Here is a 24046-nt window from a genome sequence, read left to right on the forward strand (position 1 = left end):
AAAAATTATTCAATGATAAACAAAGGCTCGCCAAATTCCACAGGTGTGCCGTTTTCCACCAAAATTTCTTTAATCACACCTGATTTTTCGGCTTCAATTTCGTTCATCAACTTCATGGCTTCAATGATGCACAGTGTGTCGCCTGCTTTTACCGTTTTGCCTACTTCTACAAAAGCAGGTGCGGTAGGATTGGGTGAACGGTAGAATGTACCAACCATAGGCGATTTTTGCGCATTGGATAAATCGCGGGTAGCAGGTGTAGATGATGCCGTTGCTTGAACAGGTGCAGCCACAGGCGCGGTTTGAGGTGTGGGAATATGCGCTGCTTGAATGACAGGAGGGGGGGTATAAACAGGTTGCGCAGGTGCGGCGACTGAACGTGTGATGCGAACTTTTTCTTCGCCTTCGGTAATTTCCAGTTCGGCAATACCTGAACCTTCTACTAATTCAATCAGTTTTTGTAATTTGCGTAAATCCATTTTAAATTATTCCTTACTTTAAGGGTAAAATGATGATATTTTTGACAAAATACCGTTATCATAAAATTAAATACGTTCATCAACGAGCGAACATTCCACGCCCAAAATCTCTTGAATTTCTTGCTTAACGGCTGGTGGAATCATATCTGTACCAATACCTGCAAACGCCACAGCCACATTAGAACATGCAAACACATTGCCATATTGGTATGTGAAACGAGAAATCAATTCACTTTGCCCGCATTGTAAACAAGTGAATTTTCCTGTATTTGTATCCAATGTGTCTAATAAATCAATGAATTGTAATCTGTTTGGTTCTTTGGCTTGTTCCGTACTGGATTCGCCCTCTTCGTCTTCTTCATCAAAACCATCATAATCACAATAATAATGTGCTTGGCAATGTGGGCAATCGGTTTCATCAAATTCAGAACCTTCGGCAAAACCATATGCTTTGGGTTCGTCAAATACATGAAATTCAATGGTAGAGTATTGACTTTGGGGTTCTGAACAATCTGCTTCATCAGCGAAATTTTCAATGCCTTCTTCAGTCAAAGCAACCGCGTTTTCTTTAAAGAATGATTCAAATTTATTTTCAATCCAACTATTTGCCAAAACATGAAATTCAATGAAAGAATCTTGACTTTTGGATTCTGAACAACCTGCTTCAGCAGTGAAATATTCAATGCCTTTTTCAGTCAAAGCATAAGCCACAGCGTTTTTTTCAAATAATGGTACAGCCAATTCATCTTCAATCCAACCACGCGCCAAAAATTGTGCGTGAATTTGGTCAATTTTTTCTTGTGCATTTTCCAAATAAACCACTTGGGGAACAATGTACGCCAAACTGTCTGACATGATGATTTCCTGATAATGAAAAATGATAAAAAAATGAATTTTGGCGAATTTAGCAGCAAAAGTCTAGCAAAATCTGTAAAAATCATGCAAAAAAGGGGGTAATATAAATGGTTTGTATTTTGTTGGAATGGTTTAATTAGTGTTTTTATTCCATATTTTTATTTCAGGCTGCCTGAAAAGATAAAAAACGTTATAATGGCATTTAGTGTATTGTTCTATAAAATTAGGAAAAAAAATGGATTTCCAAAAAGCTCGCTATAATATGGTGGAACAGCAAATTCGTCCGTGGGACGTGTTGGATTTTGATATTTTAGATGCGTTAGATGAGATTCCGCGTGAATTGTTTGTGAGTCAAGCGCAGTTGGGTTATGCGTATGCTGATTTGGCGTTGCCATTGCCAAATGGTGGCAAGATGTTGGAGCCCAAAGTGGTGGCACGTATGGTGCAAGGTTTGACCTTGCAAAAAAATGACCGTGTACTGGAAGTTGGTACAGGGTCGGGCTATGCGACGGCATTGTTGGCAAAGTTGGCAGGTGAAGTATTGACTTGCGATGTGGACAGTACGCAGTTGGCAGCTGCAAAATCGGTACTGGACGGTTTGCAGATAATGAATGTTCGTTATGAAGCGATAGATGGTTTGCAGGGTGTGGCTGATGCGACATTTGATGCGATTTATATTGGTGGAAGTTTGCCCGAAGTTCCTGAAATTTTGAAAAATCAGTTGGTTGATGGTGGGCGCATGGTGGTGGTTGTGGGTAGTGAGCCTGTGCAACATTGTATTCAAATCACGCGAACAGGGTCGGAGTTTTTGCAAAAAACTTTGTTTGATACGTTGATTGCGCCGTTGCAAGCGGATTCAGCAAATTGGTTAAAAGCAACGGGTAAGTTTACGTTTTAATTGATTTTATATGATTAGGCAGCCTGAAAACGGTTTCAGGCTGCCTTTTGTTTAATTGGGAAAGTTTTGATGAGTATTCAATCTATTACACCGAGTGAGTTATCGGATTTTTTGCAGCGTTATCCTGAGACGGTTTTGTTGGATGTACGTGAAGATAATGAAGTGGCGATTTGTCAGTTAGTCGGTAGTACGCATATTCCGATGAATTTGATTCCTTTGCGTCAAAATGAGTTGCCTGATGATGTGCCGATTGTGGTGTATTGTCATCATGGTATACGCAGCCTGAATGTGGCACGTTTTTTGGAGCATGTGGGATTCGAGAATTTGTATAATTTGAGTGGGGGTATTGATGCGTGGGCGGTAGAGGTTGCGCCTGAAATGGCGAGATATTAGGGAAATATGGTATTGAAAGATGTGTCATAAAAAATCTCTTGCTCAATATTGAGCAAGAGATTTTTTCAGGCTGCCTGAATTAGGACAAGAGTAAACCTGCTACAACTGCTGCAATGATACCGTATACAAACATTGGCAAGAATGTTTTTTTGATGATGTAACCTTCTTGGTTTTTCACGTCGGTTACGGTACATACGGCAATGATGTTGTTCAAGCAAACCATATTACCCATTGCACCACCTACTGATTGCATTGCCAAGACTAAGGTTACGGATAAGCCAGTATCCAGTGCAATTTGTTGCTGAATGCCACCGAATGTTAAGTTAGATACGGTGTTGGAACCAGAGAAGAATGCACCAATCGCACCCAAATATGGAGCAAAATACATCCAGTAAGCACCTGCCATATTGGCAAATTCTTTACCGATGATTTTAACCATAGAACCATCGCCGCCCACCAACATCAGTTTTACCATAATCAATGCGCCTAATAACGCTAAAAATGGTTTTTTCACTTGTTTCAGGGTTGCACCAAACATGGCTTTGGTGTCGCTAGGTTTGGTTTTGAATAGCCATACTGATAATAATACGGTTACTACAAATGGGATTAGGGCAGGTACATATAGTGTACGATATACATCGCTTACCCCTTCACCAAAAATATTTTTGAAGTTTAAAATCAATGCGCGACTTAATTCAAAATCAAAAATACCCAAAGGCAATTTGAATAATGGTGTGTTGTCATTCAATAAGCCTTTAATACCTAATTGATGAATGCGTGTTACCACCAAAATAGCCATTAACATGCCCAAAGGTGACAAGGCTTTTAAAATAGTTTTGGTTGGCAAATGTTCTGCTTGGTGGTCTTTTTCATGGTCTTTGCTTAAACCGATACCTTTGTTTGCTAATAAAACGGAAAGACCTAAGCCGACTGCACCACCTACTAAAGCAGGGAATTCGTAGTTTACAGTTGCCAATAAGCAATAAGGAACAGTACAAGATAGTACGCTTAAAATGACAAATACAATGTTTTTGCGAATTTCTTCACGAGTGGTAATCAAGTTTAATGCCATAACAGGAATAATGAGACCTGCCACAAAGTGAATAATCGCTGTATTCAAACCAATCGCAGCAATGTCTTCAGTGGACAAGTTCAATGAGCCAAAGCCGAACCATGTAGGTGTACCCACTGCACCGAATGATACTGGCACGGAGTTCATAACCAATGCAAAAATTGCTACTTTCAATGGATTAAAGCCCAAGCCTACCAAAATAGGGGCTGCAATCGCTGCTGGTGTACCAAAACCACTCGCACCCTCAATCATGAATGCAAATGCCCAACCAATAATCATTAATTGTGCGATTGGGTTAGGATTGATGTTACCCAACCATTTGCGGATAACATCCATACAACCTGTTACTTCCATCATGCGGTTAAACAAAATCGCACCAAAAATAACGGTAATGGGTGTTAGGGTAGAAATCAAACCTGAAACAATATTGGCGTTTAACAGCATGAAAGAATTGCCGAAATATGCCAGTTGCAAAATGTAAATTAAAACCGCTGTGAGTGGCAATGCGATAAAAGATGGCATGCCATTTTTTTTCACCATCAGCCAAATCAACAGCACAATGGGAAATACGCTAAGAAAGAGTGCCATAATTTCAATCCTCAATAAATAATTATTTTAAAATAACTTCTTGTTTAATATGATTAGATGTGTGATATGTTGTGATAGCGTATTCTCCTATCTTGTTAAAAGTTGTATTTTCAGGCAGCCATAATTATGAGTAATGCTTGAATTAAGGCTGCCTGAAAAATGGTTTATTGTTTATTTTGTTTACGTTCTGCTAACATTTGCTGCAGGGTTTTTTCTGCTGGTTTCAATGGGACGTGATTTTCTGTCCAACCTAGTTGCCAAGGTGGTGTTAGTGCGCGGAAAGTGGTGGAGAACCAACCTAGTGCGCGATAGGCTTTGGTGTGACCAAATGAGCCATTGAAAATACGCCATGCAATGCTTTCACCAAAACTATGTGATGCGCCTTGTCCTTTAATAGGATAGTTAACGTTTTCATTTGGTGAGCGTTGCGCTTCTTCACGCAAACGCGCCATTTGCTCTGTAATAGGGATTTTCACAGGACAAACTTCTACACATGCACCGCACATGGAACAAGCTGTTGGTAAATCTCGAGTCTTTTCCAAACCCATTAAGTGTGGAGAAATAATTTCACCAATTGGACCAGGGTAGGTTGTGCCATATGCTGCACCACCAATGCGTGTATAAACAGGACAGTGATTCATGCATGCACCACAACGAATACATTGTAGTGTGCGACGCATTTGCTCTTCACCATAGGCTTGACTGCGACCATTATCCAATAATACCAAGTGCATTTCTTGCGGACCGTCCAGTTCCTCGCTGCGACGAGGACCTGTAATCATATTGAAATATGTGGTAATTGGCTGACCAATCGCTGTGCGTGGTAATTGACTGTACAATGGTACAACGTCTGTTAGGTTAGCAACGACTTTTTCAATCCCTGTAATGGCGATGTGAACAGGAGGAACGGTAGTAGATAAACGGCCATTTCCTTCATTTTCCACTAAACATAATGTTCCCGTTTCTGCCACGGCAAAGTTAACACCACTCAAACCAATATCTGCAGTACGATAAATATCACGTAAGGCTGCACGAGCAAAGCCAGTTAATTTATCTACATCGTCAGTTAATTCTGTACCAAGATTGTTGTGGAATAATTCGCTTACTTGCTCTTTGGTTTTGTGAATAGCAGGCATAACGATGTGTGTAGGTTTTTCGCCTGCCATTTGTACGATAAATTCACCTAAATCGCTTTCTACCGCACGGATGCCTTTACTTTCCAAATAATGATTCAGTTCAATTTCTTCACTGACCATTGATTTGCCTTTAACCATCAATTTGCCATTATGTGTTTCCATAATGCCATAGATGATTTGTTGGGCTTCTTCAACGGTTTCCGCCCAATGAACTCGAACCCCACGCTTGGTTAGATTTTCTTCCAGCTGCACCAATAAATCAGGTAGTTTAGATAATGCATGCTGACGAACGTGTTCGCACAAGGTACGCAACATTTGTAATTCTTGCTCATCTGACAATACCATTTTACGTTTCGTCATCAACATATCCATCGCAGTACGCAAACTTTTGCGTAGTGGTTTATCTGCTAATGCTGCTTGTGAATTTTGTTTAAATGTTTCTGGACGTGGATGAAAATGGACTACTTGTGTGTTCATGCTGCTACCTCCAAATCGGCAGGATTAATGTGTTCAGGCAGCACAGCTAATACCACTAAATCACGTGGACCGTGTGCACCAAAAGCCAAGGTTAATTGAATATCAGCGGTTTTTGATGGACCAGATATCAAAATAACATTAGTTGGCATATCGGCTGCCAATTTTTCGCCTTGCATAGCGGCATAGAATGTGTCGTACATTTTTCTTGTATCAAACAAACAAAAATGTACAGGCGGAACAAGACTTTGACTGCGTGGTTCTGCAACAGAAGATGTCAGCATAATCGTGCCAGTATGTGCAATGCCACACAATGAACTGGTAAAACCAGCATCTACTTCCGCAAAAAATTCATCTTTCCAATCATCAATTTTTTGCTCAAAGTTACGAACTTCCAAAGAGGCAGCCTGAAGCGCAGTTGTAGCACGTTTACCATGCTCAGTATTTTTAGATACCAACATATTTTTCAGATTTTTTTGTTGTGCAACCTGAATCAATGTTTCTTCCCAATTATTTTCACGCACCCAAAAGATTTCTGTTTTTACCGCGCGCATACATTTTGCCCAATGTTTCAAACGTTCAATTTCGTTGTCCCAACTAGGCGACATTTCTTGGTAATATTCTTCTGTGCGAGGTAAATCCATTGGATAAGCGTTGGCTTTACGCAGTTTAGCTAAAATATTGTTGCGTGCGCTCATGCTTTCACTCCTGTACGTTCAGCCAAGAAAGTGGCAATGTGCTTAGGTTTAGGCATATTGGGTTCATCTTTGGCGATTTTGCCACCAATATTCAACATACAACCCACATCTGCACTGATAATTTCAACTGCTTCAGTATCTTTCAGTGCCTGCACTTTATCTGTAACCATTGCACCTGAAATATCGGGATGTTTGACAGAGAATGTACCACCAAAACCACAGCATTCGCTTTCATGGTCATGCACAACACGCTCTACATTTTTCAGGCTGTCTACCAATTTCCAACCCGTGATGTGTACACCCATTTCGCGACGAGCCGAGCAAGAAGTATGCACCGCAACTTTAATTTTTTCGCCTTTATCTTCAGGTTCATAACCAATGGCTACCAAGAAATTGGTAAATTCCACCACTCGGTTCGCAATATTATTTGCTTTTTCTTCATATGGCGTACCTTTAAATAAAGTAGGCCAATGATGTTTAATCATGCCACCACATGAACCAGATGGCACAACAATGAACCAGTCTTCAGGAAATAAATCCAGTTGAGCCTTAGCAACTTCCAAAGCTTCCTTGGAGTGTCCAGAAGAAAAAGCAGGCTGTCCACAGCAGCTTTGCTCCATAGGAAAATGTACGCGAATATCCAAATGTTCCATTAGTGTTATTGCGTCCATACCAGCTTCTGGCATCATCATATCCAGAATACATGTACCGAAAAAATACACATCGCTGGGTTTGCTTGTGATATTTGGGGTGTTTGTGTTCATTTTGTTTAATAGATTTAAGGTTGAATAAAATTACAAAAACAACGAAAAATATGCTGTTTTACATATTGATTAGAACTTTATGTAATAAGATGTAGCTTGTCAAGTGTAATTGATAAAAAAAATAAAAGAAAAGAAATCTATTTTACCTTATGGGAAAATAGTAGAGAGCCTCACATTAAAATAATACTTATTATCATTAATATACAATTAATTTCAATAAGTTATTTAATTTAGATATTTTTAATGATGATTTAACAATTTTACAATAGCTGATTGAATATGCCGTAAGAGTAAACTCATTTTTTAAGAATTGTGAAGTAAAATAACAAAAATTAACAAGTAATATTATTACTTTATTTCATATAATAACATAAATAAGGCAGCCTGAAACACGAAAAAATCATTTTCAGGCTGCCTAAATTATCATTTATTGGATTTGGAATCTGTATTATTTTAATTTCAAATGACCATAAAATAGCAATTAGACAAGGCAGCCTGAAACCTACATTTCCTGATAATCCACATCAATATGCCAACGGATTTTATTATCCCGATACTGCGCCAACACCTGTTCCCACAAACCCAACGCCCGATGTAACGCTCCCCTATCCGCGCTTTCCACAAAAATCTGCGCCCGTTCACGCTCTGCCAGTCGCGCCATCAACATCGGCACTGCACCCATTTGCCACACATTTTCAGGCAACAAAGGCGCAATCACATCACGAATTTCATTTAAAAAATCAACCGCTTCACTCATTTGCACCGCGTCCGCACGGATGGCAGCCTGAAAACCAAACGGTGGCAAATTAAATAATTGCCGTTGCGCCAATTCGTGTTCCGCAAATAAAACAAAATCTTGCGCCTTAATCGCGTGAAAAATCTCGTGTTCAGGCAGCCGCGTTTGAATCAGCACCCGCCCACGATGTTCCGCCCGTCCCGCTCGCCCCGACACCTGCATTAATTCGGCAAACAAGCGTTCTGGCGCACGAAAATCGCTGCTAAACAATGAACCATCGGCATTTAATACCACCACCAAATTCAAACGCGCAAAATCATGCCCTTTCGCCAACATTTGCGTCCCCACCAACACGTCCAGCTCATTCGCCGCGATTTGCGCGTACAAATCCGCCCAATCCGTTTTGCGGCTAGTGCTGTCCCTGTCCACACGCGCAATTTTGGCGTGGGGCAACACATTTTTCAATGTTTCTTCAACACGTTGCGTGCCTTGCCCGACCGCCGTCAAATCCTGATTGCCGCATTCCGCGCACGAATGCGGTACAGGCTGCCTGAAATCGCAATGATGGCAACGTAATTGCCTAGCCCTTTGATGTAAAACCATTTTTGCCGAACAATTCGGGCAACCAAAAGTATGCCCACAATCCGCACAAAACAAAGCTGGCGCAAAACCACGCCGATTCAAATACACCAAAGACAAACCGCCATTTTTAAAATTTTCTTTTAATAAATTAATCACTTGTGGCGAAAAACCATTGTCCAAAGGCACACGGCGCACGTCCAGCACCGAAATCTCGGGCAATTGCGCCAACTCATTGGCACGATTGGATAAAGTCAATAATTGATACGCGCCCGATTGCGCCTTGTGCCACGTTTCCAAACTCGGCGTTGCGCTGCCCAACACAATCGGACACGCCGCCTGCCGCGCCCGCCACACCGCCAAATCGCGGGCATGATAGCGTAACTCATTGTCTTGTTTAAAAGAATTATCGTGTTCTTCGTCCACCACCACCAAGCCCAAATCCGCCATCGGCGTGAACACCGACAGCCGCGTGCCAATCACCAATTTCGCCTGCCCTAACATGGCGCGTAAATAATCACGTCCACGCGCCCCAGTCGCCGTTTGGCTGTGCAACACGGCGGTGGGCATATCGGGAAAACGCTGCGCCACACGCGTAAGTAATTGTGGTGTCAGGTTAATTTCAGGCAGCAAAAACAAAACCTGTTTGCCACGCGCCAACACGTCTGCCATGATGTCAAAATACACTTCGGTTTTGCCACTACCCGTAATGCCGTGCAGCAAAAATGTTTTATATTCAAATAGATGGGACTTGACGGCGGCGGCGGCGGCAGCTTGTTCCGCGTTCAAAATATGTTGCGATGGCGGAATGGGTGGCGTGGCGAGCGTGGTGCTTTCCAGCCAGCCAAGTTGTTCATATTCCTGAATAAAATCTTTGGCTTTGGGGTGGATTTTTTTCAGCGCGGCAAGATTCAGGCTGCCTGAAAGCAGCGCATGCCAAATGGCTAATTTTTTGGCGTGATTTTTGGGTGGTGGCGTTTGCGTTTTGCCCAGCGCATTGAGCGTGTAAAAAATCGGGGCTTCGGGTAGTTCTATGGCTTTGTTTTCTTTGAGTAAACTGGGCAGCGCGGTAAACACGGTTTGCCCAATAGGATAGTGATAGTAGCGCGATGTGAACTGAATCAGTTGACGCCAATTTTCAGGCAGCCTGAAATCATTAAACACTTGAATAATTGGTAAAATTTTGTGAACATCAATATCGGGCTGAACCTGATTTGCCCACACAATGCCAATTTGCGTCTTACCGCGCAATTTGACCAACACGCGGCTACCAAGCGGAATTTCTGCCGTATGTGAGTAAGTGAGTGGCGGCAAAATAGTGTTTAGGGCGATGTGATGGTAAATCATGGTGCAAGGTGGAAAATAATAGGTAAGCCAAAATTATCTTTCAGGCTGCCTGAAAACGCAATTTTACGTTGTGATTTAAATTGAATCCACTATACATATTTAATATAGATTACAATTTTAGGCAGCCTGAAAGATTTTTCAGGCTGCCTTTATTTGATAAATTAATGTTTTTCTAAACGATTGCATAAAGTGGTGGTTAATTCAGCATTATTCATGGTGTAAAAATGCAAACCCGATGCGCCACCATCAAGTAAACGTTCACACATTTCGCCCACCACGTCCAACGCTAATGCTTTGATAGAGGCAGTATCATCCGCATAGGAATGCAATTTCAAGCGCAACCAACGGGGAATTTCTGCGCCGCACAAATCGGAAAAACGCGCTAATTTATTAAAACTTTCAATCGGCATAATTCCTGGAATAATCGGAATATCTACGCCTTGCGCGCGTACATCATCTACAAAACGGAAATAGGCATCGGTGTTGAAAAAATATTGCGTAATAGCGAAATCTGCGCCAGCTTTCACTTTGCGGACAAAATTTTTCACATCATCGGCAGCGCTTTGTGCTTGAGGATGATATTCGGGATAGGCTGCTACAATAATTTGAAATTTATCGTTGTATTCTTGTCTCACAAATTCAACCAATTCATTAGCATAGCGAAAACCTTGCATGCCATAACCTACGCCTGATGGAATGTCGCCACGCAACGCCACCAAACGGCGTACACCCAAAGCATAATATTCGTCTAATAGAATTTTGATTTCTTCTTCAGTCATGCCGATGCAAGGCAAATGTGGTGCAACAGGGGTTTGTTCTGCCAAAATATCACGCACCATTTGCAAAGTGCCTTCACGTGTTGAGCCACCTGCGCCAGACGTGCAAGAGAAAAAGCTAGGCGATAATTCGCGCAATTGTTGGCGAATATGAATTTGTTTTGCGCGGCCTTCAGGTGTTCGTACAGGGAAAAATTCAAAACTGAGGTTTTTTTGTGATAAAGACATGATTGTTCCTCTTAAACTTCATTAAATAAATATATGTAAATTTAAATGGTTATAATATTTTTCGCAATACTTTTTCTTTTGAAATATTCTCGTTATAAATATTAAAAAATTTCATATTGATATTTGTTTTAGGCCGCCTTAAACCTGTCCAATAATACTGGATTGAAACCTTATATAGTGGATTCAATTTAAATCAGGACAAGGCGACAGCGACCGCCGTGTACACCTAGTACATAAGGGAGCTGGCAACGCTGTACTGGTTTAAATTGAATTCACTATAGGTGTAGAATTAAATAAACGGTACACACAGGAGAACAGTTATGGCTTATTCACAAGATTATCGCCAAATGATTTTAGAAAAATTAAATTCGGGTTACAGCTACCGTGAATTGGCAGCGGAATATGGCATCAGTCGCAGTACCATTCAACTATGGAAAAAATGCATTGAACGTAAACCCTACCCCAAAAGAACCAATAAAATCAATGATGAATTATTGCGAAAAGACGTAGAACAATTTCCTGATGATTTTCAAAGAGAACGCGCTGTTCGCTTTAACTGTTCACAAAGAGCCATTGGTGTGGCACTTAAACGGCTAAAAATCACTCAAAAAAAAGATTCTTAAACACCCCAAAGCTCAACCCGAAACAATTGAACAATTTCTCTCATTAAAACAACAGTATGAGCAAGAGAAACGTCCTATTGTTTATATTGATGAAAGTGGTTTTAAAAACCAAACTTATCGTCCTTATGCCTATGCGCCAAGAGGACAAGTTTGTCATGGCAATCACAACTGGCAAATCAAAAACACAACCAATGCCATTGGCGCACTGTACCAAAATCAATTGATTGCAGTGGGTTTGTATGAATTCAGCATCAATTCAGATGTGTTTTATTCATGGGTTCAAAACGTTTTACTGCCACAATTACCGCCCAACAGTGTTTTGGTAATGGATAATGCGACTTTTCACAAACGTCAGGACATTCAAGAGCTTATTGTTTTATAAGGGCATGTGATTTTATGGTTACCGCCATACTGTCCTGATTTGAATTTAATTGAGCACACTTGGGCTTGGATTAAACATTTACGTCAAGATTGGTTATTGGATTGCATTCACTCTTTGTTTTTTTATTTTACTTGGTTGTGTACCGAATTTTAATTTCTTTATCTATATATATTGCCCCTAATTCAAGGACAATCTATAAAGTTTCAGATTTGTTTTGCACAAATTTCTACAATATTGTCCATAAAAAAGGCAGCCTGAAAATTTTTCAGGCTGCCTTTAAATTATTGTATTAACGTGTTACTTTCAATTCTGTGCGTAATTTTTTGGTTACGTTCATCATTTTTTCAAGTTGTTCTGTTGTTTCTTCCCAACCGCGTGTTTTCAAACCGCAGTCTGGGTTCACCCACAAACGCTCAACAGGCACCACATTCATCGCTTTACGCAACAGGTGTTCAATTTCGCTTTCCGCAGGTACGCGTGGGCTGTGAATGTCGTACACGCCCGGACCGATGTCGTTCGGGTATTTGAATTCGCCAAATGCCGTCAGCAAGTCCATGTCTGAACGTGAGGTTTCAATGGTAATCACGTCCGCGTCCATGCTCGCAATCGCTGGCAAGATGTCGTTGAATTCAGAGTAGCACATGTGGGTGTGGATTTGTGTGCTGTCTTGTGCGCCAGTTGATGACAAGCGGAAGGCTTCGCAAGCCCAATCCAAATACTCGTTCCATTGAGATTTTTTCAATGGCATGGCTTCACGAATCGCAGGTTCGTCAATTTGAATGACTTTGATGCCCGCTTTTTCCAAATCCAACACTTCATCGTTCAATGCCAAAGCGATTTGTTTCGCCACCACGCTCAAAGGCACGTCATCGCGCACGAATGACCATTTGAACATGGTTACAGGACCCGTCAACATGCCTTTCATTGGGCGTTTGGTCAAAGATTGTGCGTAAGAAGACCAGTAAACCGTCATTGGGTTTGGACGAGAAACGTCGCCGAAAATAATGGGCGGTTTCACGCAGCGTGAGCCGTAAGATTGTACCCAGCCAAATTGCGTGAAGCAGTAGCCAGCCAACTGTTCGCCGAAGTATTCCACCATGTCATTGCGCTCGGCTTCGCCGTGTACAGGCACGTCCAGTTGCAATTTTTCTTGGATTTCAACGCAGTAGGCGATTTCTTTTTTCATTGCTGCATCGTAATCAGCCGCAGACAATTCGCCTTTTTTGAACGCTGCACGCGCCGCACGGATTTCAGCCGTTTGTGGGAAAGAGCCGATGGTGGTGGTTGGCAAGACAGGCAAGTTCATCCATGCTTGTTGTGCTTTAATGCGCTCGGCAAATGGCGATTTGCGTTGGTCTGCGCCAGCAGGCAAGTTTTCCAAACGCGCTTTAACGGCGTCATTGTGGATTTTCTTGTTGGTTGCGCGGTCAGCAGCCGCTTCGTCAGATGCTTTCAAGGCAGCCTGAACGCTGTCTTTGCCATGAGCCAAAGCTTGTTTAATCACGCCCAATTCAACCAATTTTTGCGCGGCAAACGCCATCCAGTTTTTGATTTCAGGGTCTAATTTTTCTTCAACCGCCAAATCTTGTGGGCTGTGCAGCAATGAGCAGCTTGGCGCAATCCACAAATTGTTGCCGAAAATTTCTTTTACGGGGTTCAAAGTGTCAATGATTTTGGTCAAATTCGCTTTCCAAACATTGCGACCGTCCACCAAACCGATGGACAACACTTTGCTGCTTGGGTAGTTGTCGGCGAATACTTCCAGTTGTGGGTAATCGCGCACGCAGTCAATGTGTACACCGTGTACAGGCAGGCTGCTCAACAATTTGATGTGCTCGCTCACGCCAGCGAAGTAAGTACCGATGATGATGCGAACGCCTGTGTTTGCCAATTCTTGATAAACTTCTGGGAACGCGTTTGTCCACGCATCGCCCGCATCTACCGCCAAAATCGGCTCGTCAATTTGAATCCAATCCACACCTTCAGCCGCCAATTCGCGCAATAATTGTGCATAAACAGGCAACAATTTGGGCAACAAAGTTTTAATGCGGCAACCAAATTCTTCTTTTTTCTTACCCAACCACAACAAAGTCAAAGGACCAACCAAAGTCGGTTTAATATCATGACCTTGCGCTTTAGCTTCTTTGATTTGGGCAATCAAACGCGCAGAATGCGCTGAAAATTCAGTATCAGCATGCCATTCAGGTACGATGTAGTGGTAGTTGGTGTCAAACCATTTGGTCATTTCCATCGCAAATTGGGTGGCATTGCCGCGCGCCAGTTGGAAGTATTGTTCCAAAGTCAAATTGGCAGGGTCAAAACCGAAACGTTTTGGAATCGCACCAACCGCACAAATCAAATCCAAAACATGGTCATAGAAAGAAAAATCGCCGACTGGCAACAAATCCGCACCTGCGGCTTTTTGGGTTGCCCAGTTCAAGCGGCGGATTTCGGCAGCCACTTCTTGCAATTCAGTTTCGCTTTTCGCGCCTTTCCAAAAGGCTTCTACGGCGAATTTCAATTCGCGTTTTTCACCCACGCGAGGGTAGCCAGATAAGTGAAATGTATTCATGTGTGTTTCTCCAAAAGTAGATGATGAATCATATATTCTCTTATTTTAATCTGTCATGCAACTGCTAAATTTTAGCATTTATTATGAATTTATTTCATAAATATGCTAATAAATCATGACCTATAAAGTTTTTCAGGCTGCCTGAATAAAATAGGCAGCCTGAAAATATAGATTAAGCAATATTTTCTGATGTATTCATATCGTATGATGCTCTAATTTGTTGTTTCCATAAATTTAATTGTTGCAATACTTTGCGGCTTTGTATGTCATCAGGCAGCCTGAAATCCAATAATAAACGGGTTAATTGACGTGCGCTGTTTAAATCGGACTGTGGATTCAGGCTGCCTTGTCCCAATTCTTGCAATAATTTTCCCGATACAATCACGCCATCTTTTGGGGCAAATTCATCGGGCAAAATCACACGCGCAGCATTTTCAGGCTGCACCAAATAATTTTGTTCGGATTGAATCGGTGCGCCATTGGCATCGGTGCGCCAATCGGGTGCCACGCCTAATTCAGTCAGCAATCGCCATTCAAAATGACGCAGACTGTCGGCACAATCGGTTTGTGTACAAATGGTATGCAAAATTTCGTGCAACGCGGCAAATAATTGCGGTTGTGGGTCTTCGCGTGCAGTCAGTTTTAACACCAATTCATTGACATATAACGCGCTGAATAATGAACGATTTTTGGGCTGTTGCCAACCGCCTATCCATTCGGCACGATGCAAGGTTTTTAATTCTTCCTTGCCAAACCACGACGCGGACACGGGTACAAAAGGGACGAGTACGCCACGCAATTCTGAACCACGTGCCCGTGCGCTGCGTGCCAATAAGGATACGCGCCCATAATCGCGGCTGAATGCTTCCACGCGCAAACTGTTTTCGCGCCATGCTTGTGTGGCGAGCAGGAAAATTGGTTGATGATTGATGCGGCTGGACATGACAAATGAGAAATATCAAAAGAGTCCAATCATAACAGTTTTTCAGGCTGCATTCATAGATGATAAATGAAAGCAATAAAGGCAGCCTGAAAATATAGTGAATATTCGTTTTCAGGCTGCCTTTTCGCTATAATTCATTTTATTTCATTGTTTTATTTAAATTATGCAGCCTGAAACGCGACAATTACTCAAAATTACCGATACCACCGCCCAAAAATTGGAGAAATTACAGCTACATAGTGCGTGGGATTTGGCTTTGCATTTACCTTTACGTTATGAAGATGAAACCCAAATTGTCCCCATTGCTGGCGTGAATGTGGGCGATGTTTGCCAAGTAGAAGGCACGGTAATTTATCAAGAGATACAATTTAAACCAAGAAAACAACTGATTGCGCGTATTCAAGATAACAGCGGCGCGATGCTCAATTTGCGTTTCATTCATTTTTACGCCAGCCATCAAAAACAACTGGCGCAAGGTCAAACTGTCCGCGCTTTGGGCGAAATCAAACGCGGTTATTTTGGCGATGAAATGATACACCCAAAAATCAAATCTCCAGAAAATAATAAATTAGCTCAATCGCTTACGCCAATTTATCCAACAACCAATGGTTTAAATCAACCTACTTTGCGCAAAGCCATTCAGGCTGCATTGGAAACAGTTAATTTGCAAGAAATTTTGCCCGAAAAAATATTGCAGAACTTAAAGTTACCCTCATTGGCACACAGTTTACGCACCTTGCATCATCCTCCGCCTGAATTATCCATGAACACATTGGCAAATGGCGCATTTCCTGCATGGCAACGCCTGAAATTTGATGAATTGCTGGCACAACAATTATCCATGCGTTTAGCACGACAACGTCGCCGCAATGGAATAGCTAAACCTTTGATAAGCAATAATTATTTATCCAAACAATTATTGGACATTTTGCCTTTTCGTTTGACCGCAGCGCAAGAACGCGTGTGCGCCGAAATTCAAGCTGATTTGGCAAAAACTGTCCCCATGCATCGTTTATTGCAGGGCGATGTGGGCAGCGGCAAAACGATTGTGGCGGCTTTGTCGGCTTTGGTGGCTTTGGAAAATGATGGGGTGCAGGTGGCGGTGATGGCACCGACTGAAATTTTGGCAGAACAGCATTTTATTAAATTTAAACAATGGTTTGAACCTTTGGGAATCAGCGTGGCGTGGCTTTCAGGCAGCCTGAAAAAGAAAGAAAAAGACCAAGCAAAAGCGGCTTTGGCTGATGGGCGGATTCGTTTGGCGGTCGGCACGCATGCTTTGTTTCAACATGATGTTTTATTTGATAATTTGGCTTTGGTGATTGTGGACGAGCAGCACCGTTTTGGCGTGGCGCAGCGTTTGGCGTTGAAAAATAAGGGGGAAGACGTACATCAATTGATGATGTCCGCCACACCGATTCCGCGCACTTTGGCAATGAGTTTTTTTGCAGACTTGGACGTGTCGTCTATTGACGAATTGCCACCGAATCGTACGCCAATAAAAACAAAATTAGTCAATCATTTACGCCGTGCCGAAGTGGAAGGTTTTGTGTTAAACACTTGTCAAAAAGGGCAACAAGCGTATTGGGTTTGCCCTTTGATTGAAGAAAGTGAAACTTTGCAACTGCAAACCGCCACCGAAACGTGGCAAAATTTGCAGGCTGCCTTGCCTGATTTGAAGATTGGTTTGGTGCATGGGCGCATGAAACCTGCGGAAAAAGCGGCGGTGATGGCGGAATTTGTGTCAGGCAGCCTGAATGTGTTGGTGGCGACCACCGTGATTGAAGTGGGCGTGGACGTGCCAAATGCCAGTTTGATGGTGATTGAACACGCTGAGCGCATGGGTTTGGCGCAATTGCACCAATTACGCGGACGAGTAGGGCGTGGCGCAGCAGCAAGCACTTGCGTGTTGTTGTTCGCCGAACCGCTTGGGCAAATCAGCAAGGCGCGCTTGAAAGTGATTTATGAACACACCGATGGTTTTGAGATTGCGCGGCAAGATTTGGAAATTCGTGGGCCAGGGGAATTTTTGGGCGCAAGACAAAGTGGTGCACCCATGTTGCGCTTTGCTGATTTACAAACTGATGTCCCTTTGTTAGAAAAAGCGCGAGAAATTGCCCCTATTTTGATTGCGGATTATCCGGAGGTGGTGGATCAACATTTGGAGCGATGGTTGGGAAGTAAAGAAGGCTTTCTGGCGGCGTGATTTTCAGGCAGCCTTTTAAAAAAATGGAAATAATCGATGTCATTGCGTATGCTATGCAGTTCAATCTTTAAAAATTAATCCACATTTTAATCTGAAAATGTAATATTCAATTGCAAGACAAAATAAGCAAACATTTGTATGCGCTACAATCCTGTTATAATTCCCTTTTTTATCTTAATTTGAATTTGCGCCATGAAATCCATGAAAACCGTGAAACCCTTGTTGTTAAGTCTCGCTTTGTTGGGTGCGTTGCCCAGTATGGCAGCCAATTCAGCGCAGGGGCAATTAACCGATGTGCGTCAGGCTATTCAAGCAGCGCAAAAAGATTTGTCTGCCAAACAAGCAGCGCACCGCAAAACGCAGCAAACATTGAATCAAACCAAATTTGCTTTGGCACAAGCTCGGCGCGAGTTAGATACGTTGACGCGCCGTCAGCAAGATACATGGCAAAAATTGCAAGCCTTGCAAGAAACTTTGGAAGGTTTACAGTCGGATATTTCCAGTACCAAGGCACAAGTGGCGCGATTGGTAACAAGTAACTACAAAAATCGCCAACCCAATGCGGTGGTTTTGTTTTTGAAAGATGCAGATGCCAATCAAAAAAGTCGCTTTTTGAACTATACGCGTCATATTAATCGTGCCAATGACCAAGTGATTAAAAATTTAGGTGAACAACAAAAAGAGCTGGCGGAACAAGAAAAAGCAATCAATACAGAATTGATTCGCTTGCGTCGTTTGACAGATGCGCAACAGCAAAAATTGCGTCGTTTGGGGCAAGCCAATAGCCAAGCACAAGCGGAAAGTCGCAAATTAAATAATGAAATCAATAATCGACAACAGCGCATTGCACGTTTGAGAGAAGATGAAAAACGTTTGAATCAAGTGATTGCACAAATTGCGGCAAAAGAAGCAGCACAACGTAAAGCGGAAGCTGCTGCACGAACCGATGCGGCACGAAGACGTGCGGAAGCTGCAAAACGTCGTGGGCAAACGAATAAACGTGGTTCGGGTAACTTAACAGCGGAAGATTTGGCATTGCAGCCTGAAAAACGAGTGGGAAGCAGTACAATCAGTCGTCAGCAAGGACGTTTGCCTTTGCCTGTTTCGGGGCAGATTGTGGGTTCATATGGTTCTGCGCGTGCAACAGGTGGTACTTGGCGCGGTTTATTTGTGGCAACAGCACCTGCATCTGTGCGTAGTTTGGCAGCAGGGCGAGTATCGTATGCTGCACCGTTGGCAGGCTATGGAAATACAGTGATTATTGACCATGGTTCAGGCTATGTTTCTGTGTATGCTGGATTAAGCAGCATCGCGGTGGGTAATGGCAGCAAAGTAAACGCACAACAAAATATTGGTACCAGCGGTACTTTGCCAGCAGGGGAGCAGGGATTGTATTTTGAATTGCGTTATCGCGGTCGCACTATGAATCCACGTTCTTGGGTTAATGGATAATGTGAAACTGAATAAGGCAGCCTGAAATCTTTGCAAAACATTCAGGCTGCCTTATTTTGGTCGTTTAAAATAAGGGATAAGAATCTACGGCATCATGATAATTGGGACGGACGATAACATGGACCTTTTCCAGAAATCTCCGCTTGTCGTGCTTCAATCCACGTTTCACACGCCGCCATCAATGCCGCTTCATCGCCCAAGGTATGTGAAATCGGCTCACCAATTACCACTTCAATCGTACCAGGGTATTTCAAAAATGCATTACGCGCCCAATATTCGCCGCTGTTGAGTGCGACTGGTACGATGTCCATTTCAAACAATTTCGCCATACGAGCTCCACCCAATTTGTATTTACCACGTTCCCCAGCAGCTACACGTGTGCCTTCGGGAAAAATCACAATCCAAAAACCTTCTTGTTTGCGTGCCAAACCTTGTTGCAACAATTTCTCGGTTGCCTGTTTGCCTGCTTTTCGGTCAATGCCAATGGTTTTGCCCATTTTTAATGCCCAGCCGAAAAACGGAATTTTGAACAATTCTTTTTTAGCAACATAAATTTGCAAGGGGAAAATTTGTTGTAAAGCAAAGGTTTCCCAACCACTTTGGTGTTTAGCGCAAATAATGGCGGGTGTGGACGGAATATTTTCTGTACCGCGCACCACATATTTCAATCCAACCACTTTATCCAGCACCCACAACAACATCGCTGACCATTCACGTCCTACGCGATTGATACCTTTGGGGAACGGCATGGCGATGATGGCTGCCAAAAACATCAAGGGCATGGAAACAATCAACACCAGCCAATAAATCAAATTTCGGATATAAAGCATGAAAATCATCTTTCAAAAATGGTTTTCAGGCTGCCTTTTATCGTGTTTACATGGTCAAATAACACTATAGTGGATTCAATTTAAATCAGGACAAGGCGACAGCGACCGTCGTGTACACCTAGTACATAAGGGAGCTGGCAACGCTGTACTGGTTTAAATTGAATTCACTATAAAAAAGCAGCCTGAAAACATTATGGGCGACCCGTGCGCGGTGAAACAGTCAAAATTTCGTAACCTGTTTCGGTTACCAATACTTCGTGTTCCCATTGTGCTGACAAACTGCGGTCTTTGGTTACAACTGTCCAGCCGTCTGCCAAAATACGTAAATGGCGTTTGCCTTGATTAATCATCGGTTCAATTGTGAAAATCATACCAGGTTTGAGTACCAAACCTTGACCGCGTTTACCATAATGCAAAATTTGTGGCTCACAATGGAAATCGCGTCCGATGCCGTGTCCGCAAAATTCTTGTACCACAGAATAACCTGCATTTTCAGCGACTTGCTGACAGGCATAACCGACATCACCCAAAGTTGCCCCTGGTTTCACGGCGGCGATGCCTGCCATCATGGATTCGTGTGTTACGTCAATCAAGCGTTGAGCTTGTGGCGATACTTTGCCCACGGTAAACATACGGCTGCTGTCGCCATGCCAACCGTCTTTTTTGATGGTTAAGTCAATATTTAAAATATCTCCTTCTTTCAATGGTTTGTCATCTGGAATGCCATGGCAAATGACGTGATTGACGGAGGTGCAGCAAGATTTAGGGTAGGGCGGATTACCATAGTGCAGGGGAGCGGGATAACCTCCTTGTACATTAACATGATAATCGTAAACCAATTTGTCAATTTCATTGGTGGTAATACCAGGTTTAATAAAATCGCCAATATAATCCAATGCTTCGGCAACTAAACGACCGAGTTCACGCATTTTTTCTTGTTCTTCTGGCGTATGAATGATGACTGCCATTTTTATTTCCTTATCTTAATGTTTTATATAGTGAAGTAAAATAAGAAAGATGCAAGGCGACCACGCCCGCCGTGTACAAATAGTACATAAGGGCATGGGCAACGAAGCAGATTTCTTATTTTAATTTACTATATTTTCAGGCTGCCTATTGATGCAGCCTGAAAACAAGTTAAATTAATTTGTATGTATGATAACAGTTATCATACATTATGCCTAACTCCATTTTACCCAGCCCATTGTTGCCGTTAGCCAAATCAAGCCGCCGAATGCGATGCGATAATAGGCAAATGGCACATAGTTTTTGCTGGATACAAATTTGAGTAAAGCTTTTACGGCAAGTAAACCAGCACCGAATGCGGCAAGAAATCCAATAATAATCAAGCCAATATCGTTTACGGTAAACAGCGACCAGTTTTTGTAAATATCCCAAGTAGTAGCAGCAATCATCATCGGTACGGCAAGGAAAAACGAAAACTCGGTGGCGGCTTTGCGCTCAATGCCCCACAACATACCACCCATAATCGTGCTGCCTGAACGTGATGTGCCGGGGATTAACGCCAAAATTTGGGCACAACCAACGGCGAGCGCGTCTTTTGGGCGCATTTCATCTACGGTTTTGACTTTGGGTTCACGCGTTGCCATGCGTTTTTCAATCCACAAAATGATAAAACCGCCAATAATCAAGGCAGTCGCCACGCTAATTGGATTGAACAAATAGGTTTTAATGGCTTTACGAAAAATCAAGCCGACCACGGCGGCTGGGATAAATGCAATCGCCAAGTTCAACACAAAACGATTGGCAGCGGCATCGCGCCCGATATTTTTGGCAATGTGAACAAAACGTTGGCGATATTCAAATACAACTGCCAACACTGCGCCCAGTTGAATGGCGATTTCAAACACTTTGCCATTGCTGTTGAAGTTGAGCAAGTCGCCAAATACAATCAAATGCCCTGTGCTGGAAATCGGCAAAAATTCGGTTAATCCTTCAATAATGCCTAAAATCAAGGCTTTGAAGATGGTTAGAATATCCATTTTTTAATCACTCAATGTTCAGGCAGCCTGAAAACAGGTTTCAGGCTGCCTGAAAGTTTATACTGCATTACTTATTGGCTGCTTCTACCAAACGTGCGCCCCAACTTTTTACGGGTACAGGTGCTGCTTTGGGTGCAGGTTTGCTCATGCCACGTTCTTGACGGACTTTTTCTATCAATTCGTCAATGGTTTTCATGCCGCCTTCTACACCACCTTTTTCGGTGAAAAGCACATGATATTTACCACCAACAATCACAGTTGGCGTACTTTTGATGTTGTATTGTGTCGTCCAATCGCCCATTTGTTTGGCTGCTGGCAAATTGCTGAACGAGTTATACGCGTCCCAAACTTTTTTACCATCAAAGGTGGTTTGCGCAGGTAGCCATTGAGCTAACTTATCTACATCACTTAAGTTGATTCGCTGCTCTACAACGGCATTGAAAATGGCACTATTGGCTTTGTGTCCTGCGCCTGTTTGTTTCACTGCTGCGGCTAAACGAGCAAAACCCAAATCACGTTCTTCATCCCAGACGATGTGTTCTTGGCGAAAAATGGTATCTGATGCAAAAGTACGCGCATGTTTAGATAAAAATGGTTCTACATAAGCACAAGTTGGGCACCAGTAAGCGAAAAATTCGGTTACTTCAATTTTGTCTTTGTAAATAGGCGTTACTTCTACTGGCAATACTTCGTAATCAACGCCTTCGGTTGCTGCGCTTGCAGGCAGAGCAACACCCAAGGCAATAGCAGCAGTAATAAAGAATTTTTTCAGTTTCATAGAGTTTCCTTGATGAGTTAAGTTATTGTTTATGCGTAAAAGTGCTTACGCCGTTTTCGTTCAGTTTTTGACGAACTTGTTCAGCACGTTTGCCATCCATCACGCGTGTTTGTACACGATAAATGGTATTGCCACGCGGTGTTTTGGCTTCTACGACATCAGTTTGTACGCCCATTAATGCCAATTTGGCACGTTGTGCATCTGCCATATCACGTTTGTTATACGCACCTGCTTGAATGCTGGCACGTTGGTTGGTTCGTGTTTTGGTTTCGTTTTTAGCAATTTCTGCAGTATTTTCAGGTTGCGTTGTGGTTTTACGTGCGTTATTTGTTGTTTCTGTTTTAGTGGCAGCGCGACGCTCATTATTAGCAGGTTTGTTTGCATCGGTTGTGCGTTTATTGGCAGCCTGAACAGGTTCTTGTTTGCTGTTTTCTGTTGCAGTCAACTGCTGCGCTTCACGACGTTTAGCCGCTTCTTCTCGACGTTGCTGGCGACGTTTTTCACGCGCTTCACGTCGAGCAACTTCTTGTGCTTTTTCTAAATTGCCTGCGTTAAGAATTTGCTCTGCGGTTGGTTTGGCTTGATTATCAGCCAAATCTTCTTCGCGTTGGCGACGACGAGTTTCTTGACGAGTTTCACGTTTTGCAGGCTGCGCTTTTTGTGCCGTTTCACGTTTAACTTCATTAACACGAGTAGTCGTAGTTGCAGCAGCAACAGCATTGCCTAAAATAGGGTCATCTGGTACCTCGGTAGTAACAGGTGGCTGAGGTGTTGTATTTTGTGCTACATTTCGGTTACTTGCTTGCACAGGAGTATCTTGTTCATGAACAGAAATGGCATCAATGGGTGTGGCATTGCCATATTCTGCACGCGAATTGGGTGTAATTTTATTTGTAGTGTTTTCTGCCACATTAATGATTTCGCCTTCTCCACCCGATGCTTGGCGTGCGTCAAATGTGGGGGCTGAAATACCTAATGGTGTCAGCGTTTGTGTACCCTCGGGGATTTGTGTGCGGTTGGTTAGTTCGGGTTGTTTGAAATCACGGCTACTGCTCATGTTTAAAGTCAGCAGGATACCAGCAATGGCAACAACGGCTGCCACGCAACCTGCCAAAAAGCTGAATAGTCCTTTGCCTTGTTGTTGATGAGAATACATAATTTGCCTTTTGCTGATAACGTGAAACAGGGTTTCAGGCTGCCTTGCAATGAGGCAGCCTGAAAAAATGGCTTATTT

20 protein-coding genes and 1 pseudogene are annotated in these 24046 nt (G+C 42.7%); 6 read left to right on the forward strand and 15 right to left on the reverse strand.

Going from position 1 to position 24046, the window contains the following annotated elements:
- Nucleotides 1-5: 5 nt before the first annotated feature.
- Both accB and MIS45_RS03800 read right to left on the reverse strand, forming a co-directional pair.
- Nucleotides 6-479, reverse strand: coding sequence for an acetyl-CoA carboxylase biotin carboxyl carrier protein (gene accB, locus MIS45_RS03795; RefSeq protein WP_249451060.1), 474 nt, complete (start codon nucleotides 477-479; stop codon nucleotides 6-8).
- A 66-nt stretch (nucleotides 480-545) separates the two neighbouring features.
- Entirely contained in the window at nucleotides 546-1334 is a 789-nt protein-coding gene (locus MIS45_RS03800; RefSeq protein WP_249451061.1) for a hypothetical protein, read from the reverse strand.
- A 235-nt stretch (nucleotides 1335-1569) separates the two neighbouring features.
- On the opposite strand from MIS45_RS03800, the gene MIS45_RS03805 reads away from it, so the two are divergent.
- The gene (locus MIS45_RS03805) at nucleotides 1570-2232 is read left to right on the forward strand and encodes a protein-L-isoaspartate O-methyltransferase family protein (protein ID WP_249451062.1); all 663 of its coding nucleotides are present in this window, start codon (nucleotides 1570-1572) and stop codon (nucleotides 2230-2232) included.
- A gap of 69 nt (nucleotides 2233-2301) precedes the next feature.
- A complete protein-coding gene (locus MIS45_RS03810; protein WP_249444689.1) occupies nucleotides 2302-2625 on the forward strand; it encodes a rhodanese-like domain-containing protein in 324 nt (107 codons plus the stop codon).
- A 79-nt stretch (nucleotides 2626-2704) separates the two neighbouring features.
- On the opposite strand, the gene MIS45_RS03815 is transcribed toward MIS45_RS03810, so the two are convergent.
- The 6 genes from MIS45_RS03815 to metF form a co-directional block, all read right to left on the reverse strand.
- On the reverse strand, nucleotides 2705-4285 hold the full coding sequence (locus MIS45_RS03815; protein ID WP_249449295.1) for an L-lactate permease: 1581 nt from the start codon (nucleotides 4283-4285) through the stop codon (nucleotides 2705-2707).
- A gap of 164 nt (nucleotides 4286-4449) precedes the next feature.
- Entirely contained in the window at nucleotides 4450-5898 is a 1449-nt protein-coding gene (locus MIS45_RS03820; protein WP_249451063.1) for a LutB/LldF family L-lactate oxidation iron-sulfur protein, read from the reverse strand.
- Nucleotides 5895-6593, reverse strand: coding sequence for a LutC/YkgG family protein (locus tag MIS45_RS03825; protein ID WP_249451064.1), 699 nt, complete (start codon nucleotides 6591-6593; stop codon nucleotides 5895-5897). The genes MIS45_RS03820 and MIS45_RS03825 overlap by 4 nt, the downstream gene beginning before the upstream one ends.
- On the reverse strand, nucleotides 6590-7357 hold the full coding sequence (locus tag MIS45_RS03830; protein ID WP_249451065.1) for a (Fe-S)-binding protein: 768 nt from the start codon (nucleotides 7355-7357) through the stop codon (nucleotides 6590-6592). The genes MIS45_RS03825 and MIS45_RS03830 overlap by 4 nt, the downstream gene beginning before the upstream one ends.
- A 502-nt stretch (nucleotides 7358-7859) precedes the next feature.
- Nucleotides 7860-10019: a primosomal protein N' gene (locus tag MIS45_RS03835; RefSeq protein ID WP_249451066.1), complete on the reverse strand. Its 2160-nt coding sequence runs from the start codon at nucleotides 10017-10019 to the stop codon at nucleotides 7860-7862.
- Nucleotides 10020-10180: 161 nt separating this feature from the next.
- Entirely contained in the window at nucleotides 10181-11023 is an 843-nt protein-coding gene (metF, locus tag MIS45_RS03840; RefSeq protein WP_249451067.1) for a methylenetetrahydrofolate reductase [NAD(P)H], read from the reverse strand.
- Nucleotides 11024-11343: 320 nt separating this feature from the next.
- On the opposite strand from metF, the gene MIS45_RS03845 reads away from it, so the two are divergent.
- Complete coding sequence (locus MIS45_RS03845) at nucleotides 11344-11646, forward strand: IS630 transposase-related protein (protein ID WP_249441922.1); 303 nt, start codon at nucleotides 11344-11346, stop codon at nucleotides 11644-11646.
- 85 nt (nucleotides 11647-11731) lie between these two features.
- Nucleotides 11732-12181, forward strand: a pseudogene (locus tag MIS45_RS03850) (transposase).
- 136 nt (nucleotides 12182-12317) lie between these two features.
- On the opposite strand, the gene metE reads toward MIS45_RS03850, so the two are convergent.
- Together metE and recO are read right to left on the reverse strand one after the other, a co-directional pair.
- Nucleotides 12318-14600, reverse strand: a complete 2283-nt coding sequence (metE, locus tag MIS45_RS03855) for a 5-methyltetrahydropteroyltriglutamate--homocysteine S-methyltransferase (RefSeq protein ID WP_249451068.1) — start codon at nucleotides 14598-14600, stop codon at nucleotides 12318-12320.
- Nucleotides 14601-14772: 172 nt separating this feature from the next.
- A complete protein-coding gene (gene recO / locus MIS45_RS03860) occupies nucleotides 14773-15543 on the reverse strand; it encodes a DNA repair protein RecO (protein ID WP_249451069.1) in 771 nt (256 codons plus the stop codon).
- A gap of 163 nt (nucleotides 15544-15706) precedes the next feature.
- Between recO and recG the strand changes: the two genes are divergently transcribed.
- Together recG and MIS45_RS03870 are read left to right on the forward strand one after the other, a co-directional pair.
- Nucleotides 15707-17749 carry an ATP-dependent DNA helicase RecG gene (gene recG, locus MIS45_RS03865; RefSeq protein ID WP_249451070.1) on the forward strand — a complete coding sequence of 681 codons (2043 nt, stop codon included), beginning with the start codon at nucleotides 15707-15709 and terminating at the stop codon, nucleotides 17747-17749.
- A 192-nt stretch (nucleotides 17750-17941) separates the two neighbouring features.
- Nucleotides 17942-19201: a murein hydrolase activator EnvC family protein gene (locus tag MIS45_RS03870; protein WP_249451071.1), complete on the forward strand. Its 1260-nt coding sequence runs from the start codon at nucleotides 17942-17944 to the stop codon at nucleotides 19199-19201.
- 92 nt (nucleotides 19202-19293) lie between these two features.
- Here MIS45_RS03870 and MIS45_RS03875 read toward each other — a convergent pair whose 3' ends face one another.
- The 5 genes from MIS45_RS03875 to MIS45_RS03895 form a co-directional block, all read right to left on the reverse strand.
- Nucleotides 19294-20031 (reverse strand): lysophospholipid acyltransferase family protein, encoded by a 738-nt coding sequence (locus tag MIS45_RS03875; RefSeq protein ID WP_249449301.1) that lies wholly within the window; start codon nucleotides 20029-20031, stop codon nucleotides 19294-19296.
- A gap of 191 nt (nucleotides 20032-20222) precedes the next feature.
- Nucleotides 20223-20999, reverse strand: a complete 777-nt coding sequence (gene map / locus MIS45_RS03880; protein WP_249451072.1) for a type I methionyl aminopeptidase — start codon at nucleotides 20997-20999, stop codon at nucleotides 20223-20225.
- A gap of 213 nt (nucleotides 21000-21212) precedes the next feature.
- Nucleotides 21213-22034, reverse strand: coding sequence for an undecaprenyl-diphosphate phosphatase (locus MIS45_RS03885; RefSeq protein WP_249451073.1), 822 nt, complete (start codon nucleotides 22032-22034; stop codon nucleotides 21213-21215).
- 67 nt (nucleotides 22035-22101) lie between these two features.
- Nucleotides 22102-22812 carry a thiol:disulfide interchange protein DsbA/DsbL gene (locus MIS45_RS03890; RefSeq protein ID WP_249451074.1) on the reverse strand — a complete coding sequence of 237 codons (711 nt, stop codon included), beginning with the start codon at nucleotides 22810-22812 and terminating at the stop codon, nucleotides 22102-22104.
- 22 nt (nucleotides 22813-22834) lie between these two features.
- Nucleotides 22835-23968, reverse strand: coding sequence for an SPOR domain-containing protein (locus MIS45_RS03895; RefSeq protein ID WP_249451075.1), 1134 nt, complete (start codon nucleotides 23966-23968; stop codon nucleotides 22835-22837).
- Nucleotides 23969-24046: the final 78 nt, after the last annotated feature.

This window comes from Wielerella bovis, from assembly GCF_022354465.1.
Taxonomy (GTDB): domain Bacteria; phylum Pseudomonadota; class Gammaproteobacteria; order Burkholderiales; family Neisseriaceae; genus Wielerella; species Wielerella bovis.